At 59.6% G+C, this 17,839-nt stretch carries 23 protein-coding genes; 14 read left to right on the plus strand and 9 right to left on the minus strand.

Translation table 11 applies throughout. The features are described from left to right. Positions 1-7 precede the first annotated feature (7 nt). The 3 genes from ACRQ1B_RS02725 to ACRQ1B_RS02735 all read right to left on the minus strand — a co-directional run bounded on the left by ACRQ1B_RS02725 (position 8) and on the right by ACRQ1B_RS02735 (position 2,002). Entirely contained in the window at positions 8-787 is a 780-nt protein-coding gene (locus ACRQ1B_RS02725) for a metallophosphoesterase family protein (protein ID WP_432292129.1), read from the minus strand. Then, positions 784-1,572 (minus strand): nucleotidyltransferase family protein, encoded by a 789-nt coding sequence (locus ACRQ1B_RS02730; RefSeq protein ID WP_432293794.1) that lies wholly within the window; start codon positions 1,570-1,572, stop codon positions 784-786. The genes ACRQ1B_RS02725 and ACRQ1B_RS02730 overlap by 4 nt, the downstream gene beginning before the upstream one ends. 211 nt (positions 1,573-1,783) lie before the next feature. Continuing rightward, positions 1,784-2,002: a hypothetical protein gene (locus tag ACRQ1B_RS02735; RefSeq protein WP_432293885.1), complete on the minus strand. Its 219-nt coding sequence runs from the start codon at positions 2,000-2,002 to the stop codon at positions 1,784-1,786. A gap of 162 nt (positions 2,003-2,164) precedes the next feature. Between ACRQ1B_RS02735 and ACRQ1B_RS02740 the strand changes: the two genes are divergently transcribed. Further along, the gene (locus tag ACRQ1B_RS02740) at positions 2,165-2,350 is read left to right on the plus strand and encodes a DUF3008 family protein (RefSeq protein ID WP_432292130.1); all 186 of its coding nucleotides are present in this window, start codon (positions 2,165-2,167) and stop codon (positions 2,348-2,350) included. A 67-nt stretch (positions 2,351-2,417) separates the two neighbouring features. Further along, complete coding sequence (locus ACRQ1B_RS02745) at positions 2,418-2,648, plus strand: hypothetical protein (protein WP_432292131.1); 231 nt, start codon at positions 2,418-2,420, stop codon at positions 2,646-2,648. Positions 2,649-2,658: 10 nt separating this feature from the next. On the opposite strand, the gene ACRQ1B_RS02750 is transcribed toward ACRQ1B_RS02745, so the two are convergent. From ACRQ1B_RS02750 to ACRQ1B_RS02765, 4 genes are all read right to left on the minus strand, one after another. Next, positions 2,659-3,270 (minus strand): hypothetical protein, encoded by a 612-nt coding sequence (locus tag ACRQ1B_RS02750; RefSeq protein WP_432292132.1) that lies wholly within the window; start codon positions 3,268-3,270, stop codon positions 2,659-2,661. Between the two features lie 312 nt (positions 3,271-3,582). Beyond that, positions 3,583-4,107: a heme utilization cystosolic carrier protein HutX gene (gene hutX / locus ACRQ1B_RS02755; RefSeq protein ID WP_432292133.1), complete on the minus strand. Its 525-nt coding sequence runs from the start codon at positions 4,105-4,107 to the stop codon at positions 3,583-3,585. Positions 4,108-4,118: 11 nt separating this feature from the next. Further along, positions 4,119-4,463 (minus strand): heme-degrading protein HmuQ, encoded by a 345-nt coding sequence (hmuQ, locus tag ACRQ1B_RS02760; RefSeq protein ID WP_432292134.1) that lies wholly within the window; start codon positions 4,461-4,463, stop codon positions 4,119-4,121. A gap of 26 nt (positions 4,464-4,489) precedes the next feature. After that, positions 4,490-4,852: a YbaN family protein gene (locus ACRQ1B_RS02765; protein ID WP_432292135.1), complete on the minus strand. Its 363-nt coding sequence runs from the start codon at positions 4,850-4,852 to the stop codon at positions 4,490-4,492. Between the two features lie 164 nt (positions 4,853-5,016). Between ACRQ1B_RS02765 and galE the strand changes: the two genes are divergently transcribed. The 6 genes from galE to ACRQ1B_RS02795 all read left to right on the plus strand — a co-directional run bounded on the left by galE (position 5,017) and on the right by ACRQ1B_RS02795 (position 9,508). Further along, on the plus strand, positions 5,017-6,006 hold the full coding sequence (gene galE, locus ACRQ1B_RS02770) for a UDP-glucose 4-epimerase GalE (protein WP_432292136.1): 990 nt from the start codon (positions 5,017-5,019) through the stop codon (positions 6,004-6,006). Positions 6,007-6,019: 13 nt separating this feature from the next. Next, complete coding sequence (locus ACRQ1B_RS02775) at positions 6,020-6,415, plus strand: VOC family protein (RefSeq protein WP_432292137.1); 396 nt, start codon at positions 6,020-6,022, stop codon at positions 6,413-6,415. Positions 6,416-6,430: 15 nt separating this feature from the next. Beyond that, positions 6,431-7,117, plus strand: a complete 687-nt coding sequence (ung, locus tag ACRQ1B_RS02780; RefSeq protein ID WP_432292138.1) for a uracil-DNA glycosylase — start codon at positions 6,431-6,433, stop codon at positions 7,115-7,117. Positions 7,118-7,263: 146 nt separating this feature from the next. Beyond that, positions 7,264-8,157, plus strand: coding sequence for a VOC family protein (locus ACRQ1B_RS02785; RefSeq protein ID WP_432292139.1), 894 nt, complete (start codon positions 7,264-7,266; stop codon positions 8,155-8,157). Positions 8,158-8,222: 65 nt separating this feature from the next. Further along, a complete protein-coding gene (locus ACRQ1B_RS02790) occupies positions 8,223-8,837 on the plus strand; it encodes an alpha/beta hydrolase (protein WP_432292140.1) in 615 nt (204 codons plus the stop codon). Positions 8,838-9,088: 251 nt separating this feature from the next. Next, positions 9,089-9,508, plus strand: coding sequence for a L,D-transpeptidase (locus ACRQ1B_RS02795; RefSeq protein WP_432292141.1), 420 nt, complete (start codon positions 9,089-9,091; stop codon positions 9,506-9,508). Positions 9,509-9,524: 16 nt separating this feature from the next. On the opposite strand, the gene ACRQ1B_RS02800 is transcribed toward ACRQ1B_RS02795, so the two are convergent. Then, on the minus strand, positions 9,525-10,094 hold the full coding sequence (locus ACRQ1B_RS02800) for a transglycosylase SLT domain-containing protein (RefSeq protein WP_432292142.1): 570 nt from the start codon (positions 10,092-10,094) through the stop codon (positions 9,525-9,527). A 220-nt stretch (positions 10,095-10,314) separates the two neighbouring features. On the opposite strand from ACRQ1B_RS02800, the gene ACRQ1B_RS02805 reads away from it, so the two are divergent. Beyond that, complete coding sequence (locus ACRQ1B_RS02805) at positions 10,315-11,580, plus strand: DUF3422 family protein (RefSeq protein WP_432292143.1); 1,266 nt, start codon at positions 10,315-10,317, stop codon at positions 11,578-11,580. A 37-nt stretch (positions 11,581-11,617) separates the two neighbouring features. Then, positions 11,618-11,902: a hypothetical protein gene (locus ACRQ1B_RS02810; protein WP_432292144.1), complete on the plus strand. Its 285-nt coding sequence runs from the start codon at positions 11,618-11,620 to the stop codon at positions 11,900-11,902. Here the strand turns inward: ACRQ1B_RS02810 and ACRQ1B_RS02815 are convergent, their stop codons facing one another. Continuing rightward, on the minus strand, positions 11,903-12,799 hold the full coding sequence (locus ACRQ1B_RS02815; RefSeq protein ID WP_432292145.1) for a DMT family transporter: 897 nt from the start codon (positions 12,797-12,799) through the stop codon (positions 11,903-11,905). A gap of 199 nt (positions 12,800-12,998) precedes the next feature. Here ACRQ1B_RS02815 and ACRQ1B_RS02820 point away from each other — a divergent pair, with 199 nt between their 5' ends. From ACRQ1B_RS02820 to ACRQ1B_RS02835, 4 genes are all read left to right on the plus strand, one after another. Next, positions 12,999-14,297, plus strand: coding sequence for an adenylosuccinate synthase (locus tag ACRQ1B_RS02820; protein ID WP_432292146.1), 1,299 nt, complete (start codon positions 12,999-13,001; stop codon positions 14,295-14,297). A gap of 65 nt (positions 14,298-14,362) precedes the next feature. Then, positions 14,363-16,798: a hypothetical protein gene (locus ACRQ1B_RS02825; protein ID WP_432292147.1), complete on the plus strand. Its 2,436-nt coding sequence runs from the start codon at positions 14,363-14,365 to the stop codon at positions 16,796-16,798. After that, positions 16,765-17,286 (plus strand): bleomycin resistance protein, encoded by a 522-nt coding sequence (locus ACRQ1B_RS02830; protein WP_432292148.1) that lies wholly within the window; start codon positions 16,765-16,767, stop codon positions 17,284-17,286. The genes ACRQ1B_RS02825 and ACRQ1B_RS02830 overlap by 34 nt, the downstream gene beginning before the upstream one ends. 71 nt (positions 17,287-17,357) lie before the next feature. Further along, a complete protein-coding gene (locus ACRQ1B_RS02835; RefSeq protein WP_432292149.1) occupies positions 17,358-17,786 on the plus strand; it encodes a DUF2946 family protein in 429 nt (142 codons plus the stop codon). Positions 17,787-17,839 lie beyond the last annotated feature (53 nt).

Consider the following 17,839-nt stretch of genomic DNA (forward strand, 5'->3'; position numbering starts at 1 on the left):
TCAGCAGCTACAATTCCAGCAGTGCATAGGGCCTCCCGGTCGGCTTTTCGATATGGGCGGCGACATTGTAGACGGGCGCTCCACCGGGGGTCTTGCCCTCATAAGTGCCGCGATGGGCGTGCCCATGCACGACGGCCGAGACCGGGAAACGGTCGATGGTTTCCGCCAGCCGTGACGAGCCGAGGAAGGGGTAGATCGCCTCTGGCTCACCCGCCACGGTTTCGGCAATCGGCGCGTAGTGCAGCACGACCATGGCGCGGTGTGAACGCACCTGCCGCAGCGCATTTTCCAGCCGCATGGATTCCTCCACGCTTTCGGCCACCATGGCCTTGATAGCCGGCTCGCCGAAGGAACCGAGCATGTGGCGGCCGAAACCACCCGCAAAACCTTTGACACCCGCAAAACCGACACCGCCGATTTCTACGGCCTGACCTTCAAGCAGATGCACGCCGGCATCCTTCAGGATGTCTTTGACCTCATCGACCGCGCCGCATTCGTAATCATGATTGCCGAGCACGCCGACGACCGGAATGGTGCAACTGCGCAGGTCTGAAGCCAGAAGCTCGGCTTCCTTGGGCTTGCCGAGATCAGTGAGATCTCCGGCCATGACCAGCACGTCGGCCTTGGAGGAAATCTCGGCAAACAGCTCTTTGTAGCTCTGTGATCCGTTTTCCTTGACATGCAGGTCGGCGACGGCAGCGATGCGCAGGGGTTTATGCACCGGTTCGTTCTCCGCCAGATCCTGCGGCGGGTTGTTGGCGCTCTGGTGGATGGCTTCGTCGATCATAACAATGCTCCTTCCTGGGCTTCATCGCGCATTTCGCCTTCGCCGCCCACATCGGCAAAACCCCATTCCTTGACGTCGATTTCGAAATCGATGCGCGAGAACATGCGGCCGCGACAAATCTTCATCTGCGGCGGCGGCAGCTGGCGCTGGGCGGCAAGGCGGTCGAGCAACTCGTCCATCAGCCATGCCGGCACCTTGTCGCGCTCGGTCGGGTAGATCCAGCGGAAGTTCATCAGGTGGATGAGCAGCACTTCCCAATGCACTTCCATGTGGCCGAGCAGGCGTTCCCAATCGATCTGGTCATGGGCCTTGAGGATGACATGCACGACATCGGCGCCGTCATAACGATGGCGCAACTGCACGAAACATTTGGACCAGATCAGTTCAGTCGGTGCTATGACCCGGACGTTGTGGCCATGCATTTCCATCTGGCGGGCATTGTCGAGCCAAAGGTCGCCGATTGGCATCGTGCCGTTGGAGCCTGCAAAAATGACATCGAGAAAATGCCGGCCGCGCTTGACCTTTCCGAGCCAGCGATCGTCCTCCACTTCCACCTCAAAACCTTTGGATTTGAAGTGTGCGAGAATGCGGGCGTAATCACCCGCCTTGCAAAAGATGTCGAGGTCCTTGGTCGGGCGGGAGATGCCGGTATAGGCACTGACCGCAAACGTACCGGCGACAAGGAACGGGATGTGACAGGCGACGAGTTCATCGATCACTTCCGCAGCAAAGGCTTCCGCCTCGGCGTCGGCGAGCGTGGGCGAAGCCTTGGCCTCGATATTCATCTCGTTGCCGGCGCTTTCGTCGGCCGAAATGCGGGCTTCGCTCCGCCGCGGATCGTTTTTCTGCTCCGTGGCCGGGCCAGTGTCTCGAATGTCTGCCAGCGCCTGATCCTGCACGGCCTTCTTTTGGGCGTTCATGCGTTTCCTCCAGAATGTTGCGCGGGACAACAGTTTTGCCGCCCTCAGGTTCCGCGAGAGCGACGTTGGCGATCAATCACTTTTCAGGATTGTCGGCATTGGCCAGCGGGCTTGGGCGACCGTCTTCACCATCTTGGCCTTCGCGTTGGTCGGCGTCTTCAAGGTCGGATTTGACAAGGAATGTGTCGATCGTACCAAGCCGAGCCGCTTCGCGCAGCGCATCCGGGTTGGTCGTGTCCAGCTGTTCCTGTTCGATCGACTGGTCGAGCTTTTTGGTCTGGTCGAGCTTGTCCATAGTGAAGGCCTTTCGGGTTTGGGTTCGTTAGCAACAACCCGCGGCGACTGGCTGCGGTTCCACCCTGTTCACATAAGCCCTCGATTTTCGGAACTTCCATCGTTGCATGTCTGTTGGGTATGCAGGCGCAGATGTCGCCGTCACCAGCAGGGAGTTTTCAAAATGCCAGCAGTCTCGAAAGCACAGCAGAAGGCCGCCGGTGCGGCTCTGTCCGCCAAGCGCGGCGACACCAAAAAGAAAGACCTGAAAGGCGCCTCGAAAAGCATGGAAAAATCCATGACGGAGAAAGAATTGGTGGATCTCGCCTCCACCAAGCATAAGGGCAAGCCCGAGCATCGCCCTTCCTGATTGCTTCCCGATCCGATACTCTCCGGCAGCACACCCCGTGACCTTGAGACTTTCGAAGGAGAACGCGATGCCGCCGGACGAGCTTGATCGAACTTTGGAAATGCTGCCGCTGAGGGTGGGGATCTACATTCCCGACGATCTTCTGGAGGATTGGTTTGCGCCCGGAACAGGCATGAACCCGCCGAGCGAGGCAGCATTAAAGGCGGCGGAAGCCTATGGCCGCCGCTTTGAATGCGAGTTCAAATATTATCCGGAACGGCGCGAGGCGGTGCTGTGGAAATGGGTGCCGGCGATGTGAGCGGACAGGTTCAGGCGGCTGCTTCGCCCGTCTGCTGTTTCGCCAGATAGGCAGCCCTGTCCTGCTCAGTCTGCTGATAGTGTTCGCGCATCTTTTCGATCTGCTGGTAAAGGGGATCGTTTTTCATGCTGTCGTAATCGACTTCGCCGGGAATGATCTGCGGTACAGGCAGGGCGTCGAACTGGCTCTGGCTGATCGCGGTGGAGGACTTGAGAACACGTCCCCCCAGCAGTTTTGCGGCTGCCTCGGCGCGCGCCTGCGCCAGATCCGGTCCGCCCTTGCCGTTGATATCGTCCGGTAGCTTGTCCTTCAGGCGAGCTGCGATGCTGTCGTCGTAAATCGTTATGACGCCCTGATTGTCGACCTTCGCGACGACCTTGCCGCCAACAACGACATCGGCATAGTTTTTTGTGCCGGGGTAATTTGTGAGGTCGGGGAATTGCGGTTCGCCGGTGTATTGGTTTTTCAGGTATCGGGTGTTTGCCTCAATCCTGCGCCTCTCTCCTTCCATGAAGCTTTGATATTCATCTTCAGGTAGTTCGGCGATGTTGATGATCTTCGCCTTTCCGGAAGCTATCAGATCGGCGAAGCGTATAAGCTGAGTTCCCGGTGTGATCGCCATACGGTGACTTGATGCTTCTGTTTCCGATGAGTCGCTGGCGCTTGTTTTCTTGGCCCTCGCTTCGGTCTGTTCCCAGATGTCGCCGAACGAGCAATCATCGGATACACTGCCACTGTTTGAGGATCTGCGTGGCACATTCAAGTGATCATAAACTGATCCAACAGACGTCATGGCGGGTCTCCCCTTAGGTTCTCCTCAAACCCTTTCATCTCATCCTTGTCTCAACCTGTATTTGTGATTTATTGTCATTTTTCAAAATTTGGTTGCAATCCCACCCGGCCCTGGAGGTCCGCCCGGCCGGGTGGGACTTGCTCAACGCGCCTTATAGCTGTCGCGCAGTGCCTCGAATTTTGTGAGCTGTTCGGCAATCAGTTCGCGATTTTCATCGCGGCGGACAAAGACCTTGAACATGGCAGATCCCTTGGCGTTCATAAACCAGACGGAGCAGGAACGGCGTCCATGGAAAGCGCGATCGACGAAGGTCACTGAGGCGCAATTATCCTTCTTGATGTGACCGCCGATCGGGCTGTCGCCATGGATGTTGAACCAGCCATGGCCTTCGGAGCCTTCCGGCAGAGTGCCTTCGGCTTCCAGCACGATGTCATCAGTATGGACGATGAAGAGGACTTTTCCCCACTGTGTGAGGTCTGTCCAGATCGGTGCGAACTCCTCCCTTGCTGCGATGATAGCGGCACCTTCCGGCAGGATTTCCAGAATTTCCGCAGGTGTTACCTGGGCGTTGGCGGCAATCGCCTCGACCACGCCATCGGGTTTTTCCGCAAGTGCCGCAGTCGCACGGGTGCGGCGGTCGGAACTGTTTTCAGCGGTGACATCCATGGGTGGAACCCTCACGCCGCGTCGGCGCGCTGGCCGTTCTTGTCTTCGTGGATAATGACTTCGAAACCTTCGAAATGCGGGCCGGAGAGATACTCGACCTTGCCACGATTGGCGCCGGCATTGGCGTGGGCGGCGCGGAACTGTTCCGACTTCGTCCAGGCGACAAAATGCTCCTGGCTTTCCCAGACAGTGTGCGAGGCATAAAGCGTGTGGTCTTCCGCCTTCGGGCCTTTCAGCATGTGAAATTCGAGATAACCTGGCAGGGTGGAGAGGTGACGCTCGCGGTTTTTCCAGATGTCTTCGAAAGTTTCTTCGAAGCCGGGGACGACGCGAAAACGGTTCATGGCGATATACATTTTGATCTCCTCAATGAACTTTCAAGTCAGGTGCGGCCATCCGGCCGGGTGATGATGAAGGCGGACGAACCGAGCATGATGGCGGCCACCAGCACGGCCAGCCACGGCGCCGGATGGCTGCCGAACCAGAAACCCGCATAGCTGGCAGCCATCAGACAGATGGCCATGATTTTTGCGCGGCGGGAAATGCCGCCATGTTCCTGCCAGTTGCGCAGCGGCGGCCCGAATGTCGGGTGGTTCAGAAGCCAAGCTTTCAGTCGCGGCGACGAACGGGTGAAACAGGCAACGGCGAGCAGCAGAAAGGGTGTTGTCGGCATGACCGGCAAAAATGCCCCGATCACGCCGAGCGCAACGAAAAACCATCCGAGACAGAGAAAAACGATGCGCATTCCAAAATCCAGTTGCCAACCGGCGCGACGATAGGCGCTTGGCACGAAGGTCGCAATTCCTTTCCGCAAATCTCCACTTTTGTTGAGGCTGCCACACTCTGGATAATTGAGTCTTGCTCGCTATATTGCGCTGCAACACTCAAACCTGAAAACTCGAGGTGTCGATGTCGAAGAAGAAAGTGCTCGTGGTCGGTGGCGCCGGCTACATTGGTTCGCACAACTGCCTGCTGCTTGCGGAAAGGGGTTACGAGCCAATCGTCTTCGACAATCTCTCCAACGGCCATGCCGAATTCGTCAAATGGGGACCGCTCGAGCAGGGCGACATCCGCGACCGCGCGCGTCTGGACGAGGTGTTTGCTAGATATCAGCCGGATGCCGTGCTGCATTTCGCGGCGCTGATCGAGGTGGGGGAATCGGTCAAGAATCCGGTCGCCTTCTACGACAACAATGTCATCGGCGCTCTGACGCTGCTTTCTGCTGCCATGGATGCCGGTGTGAAGGCTTTTGTCTTCTCCTCGACCTGTGCGACCTATGGCCTGCCGGACTCGGTGCCGATGGATGAAACGCACAAACAGGCGCCGATAAACCCTTATGGGCGCACGAAATTCATCGTCGAACAGGCGCTGAAGGATTACGGCACCTACAAGGACCTGAAGTCGGTCATGCTGCGGTATTTCAACGCCGCCGGTGCCGATTTCGAGGGCCGCATCGGCGAATGGCATACGCCGGAAACCCACGCCATTCCGCTTGCCATCGAGGCCGCACTGGGCCGCCGCCAAGGCTTTAAAGTGTTCGGCGACGACTATGACACGCGCGACGGCACCTGCGTGCGTGACTATATCCACGTGCTGGATCTGGCCGATGCGCATGTGCGGGCGGTGGATTATCTGCTGGCCGGCGGCGACACGGTCGAGCTTAATCTGGGGACAGGCACCGGCACGACGGTGAAAGAACTGCTCGGCGCCATTTCTGCGGTTTCGGGAAAACCGTTTCCGGTGGAATATGTCGGCCGACGCGATGGTGATTCTACCACGCTGGTTGCCAACAACGACAAGGCTAAAGCCGTGCTCGGCTGGGAACCGCAATACACGCTGGACGATATCATCCGGTCCGCCTGGGACTGGCATTCGCGCAGCAACCATATTTTGACGTAAGGGACGTTTGCCGATGGCAAAGCTGGTGCATTCGATGATCCGCGTACTCGAAGAGGCGCGGTCGGTCGATTTTTACGACAAGGCGTTTGGCCTGAAAGTCGCCGAACGCGTGCCCTTCGATGGTTTTACGCTGATCTATCTTTCCAACCCGGAGACGGGTTTCGAGCTTGAGTTGACCGTCAATGACGGCAAGGCGGAAGCCTATGATCTTGGCAATGGGTATGGTCATCTCGCCGTGACGGTCGAGGACATCGAGGCGGAGCACAAACGCTTCGCCGATCTCGGCCTCACCGTCGGCAAGCTGGTCGAGATGCCGCATGAGGGAAAACCGTTCGCGAAATTTTTCTTCGTGACCGATCCGGATGGCTACAAGACCGAAGTCATCCAGCGCGGCGGACGGTTTCAGTAAGACGGAGGATTGGTCATGGCGGACATCAAGCTCGAAGAGACATGGAAGTTTGCGCTCGAAGAGGAGTTTTCCAGTCCTTACATGGCCGATCTGAAACAGTTTCTCGTGGCTGAGAAGCAGGCCGGCAAGCATATCTTTCCCAAGGGCTCGGAGTATTTTCGCGCACTCGACCTGACACCGCTCGATGAGGTCAAGGTCGTGATCCTCGGGCAGGACCCTTATCATGGAGCGGGGCAGGCGCATGGCCTGTGTTTTTCCGTGCAGCCGGGTGTGCGCACGCCGCCGTCGCTAGTCAATATCTACAAGGAGATGCAGGCCGATCTTGATATCCCGCCTGCAAAACACGGTTTTCTCGAACACTGGGCGGAACAGGGCGTGCTTCTGCTCAACAGCGTGCTGACCGTCGAGGAAGGCAAGGCCGCCGCGCATCAGGGGCAGGGCTGGGAAAAGTTCACCGATGCGGTCATCCGCACCGTCAATGATGAATGCGATGGCGTGGTCTTTATCCTCTGGGGCTCCTATGCCCAGAAGAAGGCGGCTTTTGTCGATCAGGAGCGGCATCTGGTACTGAAATCGGCGCATCCGTCGCCACTCTCGGCCCATAACGGTTTCCTTGGCTCACGACCATTTTCAAAGACGAACGAGTATCTGCTGTCGATCGGCAAGGACCCGGTGGACTGGCAATTGCCGGAAAGCGTTTGATGGCGCTTAAGTGAACGACGGATCTTTTCCGTCGTCATTTATCGAACAATGCGTTCGGAAGTGATCGTCTATCCAAATTGCGATCCATCACCCATTTTCCCTTCATCAAACGCGGTTCAAACGAGGCCGCAGAAGGGACGAATATCATGCTCGACCAGATCAAAGGGCTTCACCACGTCACCTCGATGGCTGGCAGCGCCCGCACCAACAACAAGTTCTTCACCGACACGCTCGGCCTGCGCCGCGTCAAGAAAACCGTCAATTTCGACGCGCCGGATGTCTACCACCTTTATTACGGTGATGAGGTCGGCACGCCCGGTTCGGTGATGACCTATTTTCCGTTCCCGCATATCGCTCAAGGGCGGCAGGGCACCGGCGAAGTCGGCACCACCGTTTTCTCCGTACCGCAGGGCTCGCTTGGTTATTGGACCGATCGCCTGACCGCGGCCGGCTCGCAAGGCCTGAAGGCCGACGAGGCTTTTGGTGAAAAGCGCCTGCATTTCGCCGGCCCCGATGGCGATGGTTTTGCGCTGGTGGAAGTGCGCGACGATGCCCGTGCGCAGTGGACCGGCAATGGCGTCGGCGCGGATGAAGCGATCCGCGGTTTCCATTCCGCCTCGCTGCGCCTGCGTGACGAAGGTGCCACGGCCGAACTTCTGAAGTTCATGGGCTATGAACAGGTGGACAAGAAGGACGGTGTGCTGCGTCTCGGCATGCCCGGCGGCAATGGTGCCGATTTCATCGATATCGAAACCATGCCGAACATTGCTGGCGCACGGCTTGGTGCCGGTTCCGTCCACCATATCGCCTTCGCCGTCGAGAACCGCGAGAAGCAGCTCGAAGTCCGCAAGGCGCTGATGGATACCGGTTATCAGGTGACGCCGGTGATCGACCGCGATTATTTCTGGGCGATCTATTTCCGCACGCCGGGCGGGGTCCTGTTCGAGATCGCCACAAATGAACCCGGCTTCGATCGCGACGAAGATACCGCCCATCTCGGCGAGGCGCTGGAAGAACATCTGGAGCCGCTGGAAGGCTGACGCCTCCTTTGGGCCACTGGTTCAAGCCGGTGGCTCACTCTTCCTCTTTGACAAGGATTTTTACGATGAGTGCTGACAGTTATTTGCACCGCGCCCGTGCGGGCGCTCCGGGTGCACCGATCCTGTTCGTGTTCCACGGCACAGGCGGCGATGAAAACCAGTTCTTCGACTTCGGCAGTCGCCTTCTGCCGGTGGCGACCGTGATCTCGCCGCTCGGTGACGTGTCCGAACATGGAGCGCCGCGTTTCTTCCGCCGCACCGGCGAGGGTGTCTACGATCTGGCCGATCTGGCGCGGGCGACCGCGCAGATGAGCAAGTTCGTGGCCGCCAACAGGGAAAAATACGGCGCATCCGATGTGATCGGGCTGGGTTTTTCCAATGGCGCCAACATTCTCGCCAATGTCATGATCGAACAGCCAGGCCTGTTTGATGCCGGCGTGCTGATGCATCCGCTGATCCCGTTCCAGCCGAAGGCAAGGGTAGGGGATGCAAAGGCGCGCGTGCTGATTACGGCTGGTGAACGTGATCCAATCTGCCCCGTGCCGCTTACCAACGGGCTGGCCGAATATTTTCGAAAACAGGGGGATGATGTGACGCTGGAATGGCATCCGGGCAGCCACGAGATCCGCCCGAACGAGATCGAGGCCGTGAAACTGTTTCTTGCACCCTATGGCGCGTGATGCCGGAATGGAGTGCCGCTTCGGTGGTGCTCCATTCTGCTGGGATACCAAAGGGTAGATATTCCCGTATTTTTACTGGGTTTCCGGCGATCTGTGCTGCATAAATGCAATACTGTTCTGTTTTGTTAAGAACAGTTTTGTTTCGGCATGTGTTTTTATAATATTTTCATTTGATTGGCTGAGCGTTTTTCAGCTTATTGCTCTCACGGACGGTGTGGCGGACTCCGTTGTATCTAGTGAGAGGGAAATTTATGCGTATGTTCGCTTTGGGGGTGATTGCCGCCCTGTTGATGTCGTTTCAACCGGCCGCAGCTGCCGTTGTTGCCAATGTCAGCCTGTCCAGCCAGACCATGACGGTGACGGAAAACGGCGCCGTTCTTTATCAGTGGAAGGTATCGACCGGTCGCAAGGGCTTTGTCACGCCGAAGGGCAAGTGGACGGCGAAGTGGCTGTCGAAAAACCATCGCTCGCGCAGATACAACAACGCGCCGATGCCTTATGCGGTGTTCTACAATGGCGGTTACGCGGTGCATGCCACCTATGAGACGAAGCGTCTCGGCCGCCCCGCCTCGCATGGCTGTATTCGCCTTCACCCGGAAAACGCAGCGGCCTTTTACGCGCTGACGCACCGTTACGGGCTCGCCAATACGCGGATCACCGTCAGCCACTGACTGGCTGACGAGTGGATCAATAACCGCATTGGCGCAGTTGTGCTTCGTAACGCTGCGCCATGTTTGCGGATTTTTGGGCCGCACCACGGATCGCCGTGGTGAACTTGCCGCGCTCGAAACCGCGATGGCCGGCATAATAGGCGAGGTAGAGGTTGCGGCTGTCGGTCGGCGAGATGCCGTTCGTCCTAACGCTGCGATTGTGGTACCAGCCGACAAAATGGATGGCGTCGCCAAAGTTGCTGCGACGCGCGTTCCAGCGGCCGGTATCCTTCTGGTAGGTTTTCCAGGTGCCGTCGAGCGCCTGCGCATAACCATAGGCTGATGAGATACGGCCCCAGGGAATGAAGCCGAGCACATATTTGCGGCGTGGCTTGGCATAGGGCTGGAAACTGGATTCGACATAGATCGTCGCCATCAGCACCGGCACGGGCACGCCGAATTCCTGTTGGACGCGTTTGGCGTCTCGGGCCCAGTTGTTGAACAGGCCGTCTCTTTGTTCGAAAATAGCGCAGGCATTGTTGATCCGGCTCGGCGCACTGGCGCAACCGGTCAGAGCCAAAAGCGCGATGAAAAACGCAATACGCATCGCTGAAACTCGGGTCATACGAAAAGTGATGCTCCCTAAAATTTAATGAAAAGTTTACGTAATCCGGTTCGGTGTGATTTGCCTGTTGAGATCGCGGTTCTGTGAAGAGCAGGACAATGTTATTTTTCTGCGGCAAAGCGTCATCTCGCACCGCGCTTGCGATTTGATAATAGCCAAGATCAAGAACTGGCCGATGGGGCACAGTCGGGGAGCCAGGCATTTGTCGAAACGCAGTTTTTCGTTTCCAGTCGCAGAGGTCCGGGCGCGTGCGCTCGGCGAAATCCATTCGCGGCCCTATACGCTATTGCCGCTGCCGCGCGTCATCTTTCAGGTGGCTTTCCTGACCGAGGCGAATTTTGCGGGCGATCAGGCCATTTTGGCCGAATTGTCATTGGGGCAGGGCGTTCCGGCACCGGCCGCCGATACCAGCCACCACACGATGACATGGGGCAGCGGCACGCTGCGCTGGGAGCGACATACGGAATTCTCGACCTATTTCTGGGACACGCCGGCACCCGCCAACTTTGGTGCCGAAATCCCCGTTAATCCTTTTGGAGCACGGTTTGCAGCGCCTGGCCCGTTCATCTCCGGTGTGCGCATTGAAATCCGCCCTGCGAATGAGGACATGGCGGATGTCATTATCGGGTTCGACCAGACCAGTCTCTGTCAGAGTGTGGTGGCAGACGGGCAGGCCACTGTTGTCACCGATTTCCGTCAGGATGGCGACGGGCTGACGAAATTTCTCGTCCTCGATCACGGCATGACGGAAGCCGCACGCGGCATGCTCGCCCAGCGTATTCTCGATATCGAGACATACCGTACACTGGCGATGATGGGATTGCCGCTGGCGCAAAACCTATCGCCTGAAATCCGCGAAATCGAGGCGCGCTTTACCGCGATCACCCAGCGCATGAAGCAGCATGCCCGCAGCGAGGCGGATGCGATGCTTGCCGAGATCACCGCGCTTGCGGCCGAACTCGAGGCCAATGCCGCGTTCAGCCTCTATCGTTTCGGCGCCAGCCGCGCTTACAACAATATCGTGTTGGACCGTGTGTCCACGCTTGGCGAGAAGGCTGTGCCCGGTTCGGAAACGCTGGGTGGTTTCCTGCAACGCCGTCTGGCTCCGGCCATGCGCACCTGTCAGTCGGTCGAGGAACGGCAGGCCAACCTCTCACGCAAGCTGACGCGCGCAACCGCTCTTCTGCGCAGCTGGATCGATGTCGATCTGCAAAAATTCAACACCGAGATTCTCGCTTCGATGGACAAGCGCGCGCATCTGCAATTGCGCCTGCAGCAGACCGTCGAAGGGCTTTCGGTGGCGGCGATCTCCTATTACGTTATCGGTCTTGTGGGATATCTGGCAAAATTCGCGCATAATCTCGGCGTGCATATCGCGCCGGAAACTTTGACCGGTGCGGCCGTTCCGTTCGTGGTTCTGGGGATCTGGTTGACGGTTCGGCGCATTCGCAACAAGCACAGCGACTGAGGTTTTCGTGCGCTGTCATGATAGGGGGAGGCCTGACATGCTTCGTTTGACCTGTGCCTGCATGCTTCTGTTTTCCGGTGCTGCCGCGTCGGCGGCTTCACTGCCGGTCGATGTCCAGACCTTTGTCACCGAGCGGGAGAGTTGCGATCATTTTCGTGGCGAAGAGCCCTATGATGCCGAGCGCCGACGCGAGATCGAGGCAGCGCTCGACCGTTATTGCCGCGGCACCGATGCAAGGCTGCAGGGCCTGAAGAAAAAATACCGCAATGCGCCGGCTGCCGTCCGCGATGTGCTGAACGGGTTTGAATATCCGATCGAATGATCAGGCCGCCGCCGTTTCTTTCGGTTTCCAGCGTTCGGCAATGGCGATGCCGCCGAGCGCGAGCGCCAGTGCGATGATGTGGAAGGCGAAAAGTTGCTCGCCGAGGATGGCGACAGACAACAGCGTGCCGAACACGGGCACGAGGTTGATGAACAGGCCGGCGCGGTTGGCGCCGAGTTCGATCACACCCCTGATGTACAGGGTCTGCGCCACCAGCGAGGCGAATATGCCGGTATAGAGCGTGGCGCCCCAGCCGGTGAGGTCCGGCATCATCAGGTCACCGGCCGCATATTCCCAAGCCGTCAGCGGTATCGAAAAGACAAGGGCGGCGATGGCCGGAATGGCCATCAGCGTGCGCCAGTCCACCGGCGGGCGCCAGCGCAGCGCGATCGTGTAGGCGGCATAAGCGAGGATGGCAAAAATCATCAGCCCGTCACCGTAATTGAGCGTCAGCGTCACCAGTGAGGCGATGTCGCCGTGTGCGGCCGTCAGGGCGACGCCGACGAGTGTCAGCGAAAATCCGAAAATCTGTGCGGCCGACACGCGGATGCGAAACAGCGCGAAATTGGCGACGAAGATCAGGAAGGGAATGGCAGCCTGCTCGATCGTGACGTTGATCGCCGTGGTGTAATGCACGGCGGAATAGAGCAGGGCGTTGAAGAAGGTATAACCGACGACGCCGAGGAAAATCAGCACCGGAAGATGTTTTTTCGCGACCGGCCAGTCCTTCTTGATCTGCGGCAGCGAGATAGAGAGAATCACGATGACGGCCACCACCCAGCGCAGGAAAGTGAAGGTCATCGGGCTGATATGGCCGACCGCCAGCTTGGCCACAACCGCGTTTCCGCCCCAGCAAAGCGTAGCAATGATCAGAAAAAGATAAGCTCTGCCGTGCACGCGTGTCCCTCTCGAATACCCCGTCGGAGCGCTGTTCTGGCACCTTTTCGGTCCCGCAGTTACCGGTCCGGCTGGCGATTTGTCACGTAAAAACCACAGACAAGTTGATAAAGCGGTCGCTTTCCGCGGATCGGCGCAGTATAGATGCGCCGGTTTGAGTAGGCGCAACGTCTTGCGCCGCAAGGCAGGATATCGTGAAATGACGAATGTCGTGGTAGTGGGTTCCCAGTGGGGTGACGAGGGCAAGGGCAAGATTGTCGACTGGCTTTCGGAGCGTGCGGATATCGTTGTCCGTTTCCAGGGAGGCCACAATGCCGGCCATACGCTCGTCATCGATGGCGTCAGCTACAAGCTGTCGCTTCTGCCGTCGGGCGTTGTGCGTCCGGGCAAGAAGGGTGTCATCGGCAATGGCGTCGTGGTCGACCCGCATGCGCTGATCGCCGAAATCGGCCGTCTGGAAGCGCAGGGCGTCATCGTCACCTCGGAAAACCTGCGAATCGCTGAAAACGCCACGCTGATCCTGTCGCTGCACCGCGAACTCGACGGCATGCGCGAAGACGCGGCCTCCAACAGCGGCACCAAGATCGGCACGACCCGCCGCGGCATCGGCCCGGCTTACGAAGACAAGGTCGGCCGTCGCGCCATCCGCGTCATGGATCTGGCCGACCGCGATGCGCTGGAAGCCAAGGTCGAGCGCATTCTGACCCACCACAATGCCCTGCGTCGCGGTTTCGGTGCCCCCGAAGTCGAGCACAAGGACATCATGGACGAGCTGACCTCGGTTGCCGACCGCATCCTGCCTTTCATGGAAAGCGTTTGGGAACTGCTCGACAAGGAGCGTCGCCAGGGTTCGCGCATCCTGTTCGAAGGTGCGCAGGGCTCGCTGCTCGACATCGACCACGGCACCTATCCGTTCGTCACCTCGTCCAACACCGTCGCCGGTCAGGCTGCTGCCGGTTCCGGCATGGGTCCGGGCGCTCTCGGCTACATCCTCGGCATCACCAAGGCCTACACGACCCGCGTCGGCGAAGGTCCGTTCCCGACCGAGCTGAATGACGAGATCGGCCAGTTCCTGGGTGAGAAGGGCCATGAATTCGGTACCGTCACGGGCCGCAAGCGCCGTTGCGGTTGGTTCGATGCGGCACTCGTTCGCCAGTCGGTTGCCACAAACGGCATTACCGGCATCGCGCTGACCAAGCTCGACGTTCTCGATGGTCTCGAAGAACTGAAGATCTGTGTCGGCTACATGCTCGACGGCAAGCGGATCGACCACCTGCCGGCAGCCCAGGCGGCCCAGGCCCGCGTCGAGCCGATCTACATCACGCTGGAAGGCTGGAAAGAGTCGACGGTCGGTGCCCGTTCCTGGGCTGACCTGCCGGCGCAGGCGATCAAATACGTCCGTCAGGTCGAGGAGTTGATCGGCGCGCCCGTCGCCCTACTTTCCACGAGTCCTGAGCGGGACGACACGATACTTGTGACGGACCCGTTTGAGGACTAATATCCTAGTTTGACACATCTTTCACGCGACCCCATGTTCGGGTTGGTGATCAAGAGAAAGTATCGATGGCTGATTTTGTAGCGGTTATTCGCCGGGCGGTAGACGGTCTGGCGAACAATACTCCCGAGATGCGGCTTCGGGTGTATGACAAGGCGCGTGGAGCTGTTCAAAGACAGCTCGAAAACATGAAGCCGCGCCCGTCGGACGACATGCTCCGCCGCCAGATGGATAAGCTGGAGGCGGCCATCACGTCCGTCGAGGCCGAGCATGCGGAAGCATTGCCGGCGACGGAGCCGGATGCCGCGCCCGCTGTTGCAGCCGCCGCGCTTGCGCCTGCCGTCATCGATCCGCCACGGGAGCCTGAACCGGAGCCTGTTGCCGCGCCGGTTGAGGATGATGCTGCATCCTCCTATTCCGACAGCGTTTATCAGCCGGAGGAACGCAAGGCGGAGACTTACGAACCCGCCGCTTATGAGCCGCCGGTCTACGAGCCGGAGCCAGCGACCGAAACGCGCGCTGAACATTATGAGCCTGCCGTCGAAGATGACCGGTCGGACGATTATGCCCGCCGCGAGGATTACGCGGCCGTCGAGCCTGCGGAAGTACCTCGATGGGATGAGCCGGCAGCGCCGGTCGCCGCGCCTTATCCGGACGAACCGCCTTTCGGTCGTCACGCCGAACTGTCGGAAACCAGGTCCTATGGCGATGACCAGGATCGCCTGATCCCGTCGCATGAGCCGACTTTCCCGACGCAGACGCCGGTCTGGCCGGAAGATCCCGCTTCACCGCAGCACACGGCTGACGAAACGCATGAGGCTGTCTTTGGCGGCGAACGCGATACGCATCATGCGAGTTCGCGCCTTGTCGAGCCGATGGCCGATTTTTCCGAGACGCCGGAAAACGTCGAGGAGCCAAGCTGGTTCGCCGCCAGCGAGGCGCGCACCGAGCCGGAGTTGCCATCGACCCCTGCCTGGGCTGATGCGGTCGAGTTGCCGCGCCATTCGGATGAACCGGCTTCGTTCTCCTTCGGTGAGCACAAGTTCGACGACCGGCCGGCTGCTGAACATTTCGACGCGCATTTCGAGACGCCGGTCAGCGCGGCCGCAACGGCAAAAATGCCGTCGGTTGCCGAATTGCCGGAACTCGGCGCGACGCCTGCGCAGGGCTACCAGGCCGGCAACGACCCGTTCGAGGAATATCTGCGTGGCCAGCCGGATGCGGCGACCACCGCCGGCGTCGCGGCCGTGGGCGCTGCTACAGTGGCTGCGGGTGCTACGGCCGGACAGTCCAAACCGGCCGATCCCGACCCATGGAACGATCTTGAAGAGCTGATCGGCTACAACAAGGCCGCGGCGGCTGCCGCTGAAACGGCGCCGGCCGGACAGGACGACGAGCTTCATGATGACATGATGCCGCCGCCGGTTCGGCCTTATCGTGCGAAGCCTAAGCCGAAGCGGAGCTTTGGCCCGATCATTCTTGCTGTTCTTGGCCTCGTCATCGTTGGTGGCGGTGGTTACGTCGCCTGGGCGAACTGGGACAAGGTCGGCGAGATGATCGGCAGCATCAGCGGCTCCGATTCATCCACTGATTCTGCACAGCAGGCACCGCCGGCCACCACTACGCCACCTGCGGACCAGACGGCCCCGGCTGGCAATACGCCGGCTCAGACCCCGGCCAACGGACAGGCATCCAACGGTGCGACGCCGCCCGCAGCCGATGGTGCGGCATCCGGCCAGAAGTTCACACAGCGCCTTTTGGCCAACGGCACCGAAGTTGACGAAGGTGCGGGCGGCCCGCCCGCGGGCGGCGGCGGCCAGTCCGTGGCGCAGCTGAACAGCCCGCCCGGCACGCCGGCAACGACGCCGAATGAAGCGGCACCAGCCGCCGGTGGCACGCCGCCTGCAAATGCGCCGGCCGTCAACCCGGCCGATACGGCGGCCGTCAGCGGCGAAAAGATGTTCCTTTATGAAGAACGTCTCGGCCAGCCGGCGCCGACCGCCGTCGAAGGCAATGTGTCCTGGTCGCTGCAGAACGAGCCGGGTGAAAACGGTCGTCAGGAACCGACCGTGCAGGCGCGTATCAACATTCCCGGTCGCGGGCTGACGGCGCTCGTCACCTTCAAACGCAATACCGACCCGTCGCTGCCGGCCAGCCATCTGATAGAACTTGTCTTCTCGGTTCCGCCGGACTTCGAGGGTGGTGCGATCGACAGCGTCCAGCGGATCGCCATGAAGGATACCGAACAGGATCGCGGCACGCCGCTGGTTGCGGTTCCGGCCAAGATCACCGACGACTTCCACATGATCGCGCTCAACGATTTCCCGGATGCACGCGCGACCAATCTGGAACTGCTGCGGTCCAAGAACTGGCTCGATATTCCTCTGGCCTATCGTAACGGCCGTCGCGCGCTTCTGACCCTGCAAAAGGGGCAGGAAGGCATTCGTGCCTTCAACACGGCCATTCGCGAATGGTCGACCGCGACGCCTTCAACAGGCCAGTGAGCGACGCGGGAGACCATAAGCTCGATCAGACCGGCCGCAACGCTGCGGCCGGAAACGGCGCAGCACCGCAAGGCGGATTTAATGCGCTCGTGCCGGAGCTTGATGTTTCGGATATAACCGCAAGTCTGCGTTTCTGGTGCGATCTTCTCGGTTTTCACGTCGTTTATGACCAACCCGCCGCAGGTTTTGCCTATCTTCAGCGGGAAGGCGCGCAGGTCATGCTCTGCCAGATCAATGGCGAGTGGGTGACCGGTTCGCTCGAACGGCCTTTCGGCCGGGGCATCAATTTCCAGATCGAAGCATCGGATGTGACCGTCATTGTGGCCGCGCTCACGGCTGCCGAATGGCCGTTGTTCCGTCCCGTCAGGGAAAGCTGGTACCGCATCGGCGCGGACGAATTTGGCGCCCGCGAATTTCTGGTGCAGGATCCGGATGGTTATCTTGTCCGATTTTCGCAATCGATCGGCAGACGCTCCGCCACGGCCTGAGCCATGGCATAACTGCGACAACGCAAAATTGCCGCAGTGACAGATTGCTTGCCAAATGCCATGGAATGGCCATGCGTTTCGTCAGACAGATCATTGCGGACAGAATGAGCGGCGGGGTTCTTGCCCTGCTGCTGTCGTTCATGATGATGCTCGATGGCGCGGTCGGGGCGCATGCGCTGGGGGCGATGGCGGCGGCGGAGCAGATCGCTGCCGGCCAGATCATCTGTTCCACCGATTTGGTCAGCCATGATGACCATGGCGACGAAAGCGCCAAACCTGTCCATCACAAGCATGGCGGCGCGATCGATCATTCTGAATGCTGTTCGGCTGCCTGCCAGTTTGCGGCGCAGGTGGCTGCCACCGCTCTGCCGACCATACTCACACTGCAATGGCCGCTCCTGCAGAGTGATGAAACGGCCGCATGGTATGCCGTGCCTGTCGCATCGCGTCCTGCCGGGCTGTTCACGGATGCACGTGGACCACCTGTTTTCTCCCTATGACGATGTTTGCTGCCGGATGTCGATCCGGCCTGTTTCTGTCCATGGAGAGGCAT

It is taken from the genome of Endobacterium panacihumi (assembly GCF_050847465.1).
GTDB lineage: Bacteria > Pseudomonadota > Alphaproteobacteria > Rhizobiales > Rhizobiaceae > Neorhizobium > Neorhizobium panacihumi.

Coding starts and splice junctions, on each gene's coding strand:
- hutX (WP_432292133.1), bottom strand. CDS start 4,107: ATGGATGTCACCGCTGAAAACAGTTCCGACCGCCGCACCCGTGCGACT.
- ung (WP_432292138.1), top strand. CDS start 6,431: ATGGCGGACATCAAGCTCGAAGAGACATGGAAGTTTGCGCTCGAAGAG.
- ACRQ1B_RS02835 (WP_432292149.1), top strand. CDS start 17,358: ATGCGTTTCGTCAGACAGATCATTGCGGACAGAATGAGCGGCGGGGTT.
- ACRQ1B_RS02795 (WP_432292141.1), top strand. CDS start 9,089: ATGCGTATGTTCGCTTTGGGGGTGATTGCCGCCCTGTTGATGTCGTTT.
- ACRQ1B_RS02790 (WP_432292140.1), top strand. CDS start 8,223: ATGAGTGCTGACAGTTATTTGCACCGCGCCCGTGCGGGCGCTCCGGGT.
- ACRQ1B_RS02825 (WP_432292147.1), top strand. CDS start 14,363: ATGGCTGATTTTGTAGCGGTTATTCGCCGGGCGGTAGACGGTCTGGCG.
- ACRQ1B_RS02810 (WP_432292144.1), top strand. CDS start 11,618: ATGCTTCGTTTGACCTGTGCCTGCATGCTTCTGTTTTCCGGTGCTGCC.
- ACRQ1B_RS02775 (WP_432292137.1), top strand. CDS start 6,020: ATGGCAAAGCTGGTGCATTCGATGATCCGCGTACTCGAAGAGGCGCGG.
- ACRQ1B_RS02830 (WP_432292148.1), top strand. CDS start 16,765: ATGGTCGACCGCGACGCCTTCAACAGGCCAGTGAGCGACGCGGGAGAC.
- hmuQ (WP_432292134.1), bottom strand. CDS start 4,463: ATGTATATCGCCATGAACCGTTTTCGCGTCGTCCCCGGCTTCGAAGAA.
- ACRQ1B_RS02800 (WP_432292142.1), bottom strand. CDS start 10,094: ATGCGTATTGCGTTTTTCATCGCGCTTTTGGCTCTGACCGGTTGCGCC.
- ACRQ1B_RS02820 (WP_432292146.1), top strand. CDS start 12,999: ATGACGAATGTCGTGGTAGTGGGTTCCCAGTGGGGTGACGAGGGCAAG.
- ACRQ1B_RS02765 (WP_432292135.1), bottom strand. CDS start 4,852: ATGCGCATCGTTTTTCTCTGTCTCGGATGGTTTTTCGTTGCGCTCGGC.
- ACRQ1B_RS02725 (WP_432292129.1), bottom strand. CDS start 787: ATGATCGACGAAGCCATCCACCAGAGCGCCAACAACCCGCCGCAGGAT.
- ACRQ1B_RS02785 (WP_432292139.1), top strand. CDS start 7,264: ATGCTCGACCAGATCAAAGGGCTTCACCACGTCACCTCGATGGCTGGC.
- ACRQ1B_RS02745 (WP_432292131.1), top strand. CDS start 2,418: ATGCCGCCGGACGAGCTTGATCGAACTTTGGAAATGCTGCCGCTGAGG.
- ACRQ1B_RS02740 (WP_432292130.1), top strand. CDS start 2,165: ATGCCAGCAGTCTCGAAAGCACAGCAGAAGGCCGCCGGTGCGGCTCTG.
- ACRQ1B_RS02735 (WP_432293885.1), bottom strand. CDS start 2,002: ATGGACAAGCTCGACCAGACCAAAAAGCTCGACCAGTCGATCGAACAG.
- ACRQ1B_RS02750 (WP_432292132.1), bottom strand. CDS start 3,270: ATGGCGATCACACCGGGAACTCAGCTTATACGCTTCGCCGATCTGATA.
- galE (WP_432292136.1), top strand. CDS start 5,017: ATGTCGAAGAAGAAAGTGCTCGTGGTCGGTGGCGCCGGCTACATTGGT.
- ACRQ1B_RS02730 (WP_432293794.1), bottom strand. CDS start 1,572: ATGAATATCGAGGCCAAGGCTTCGCCCACGCTCGCCGACGCCGAGGCG.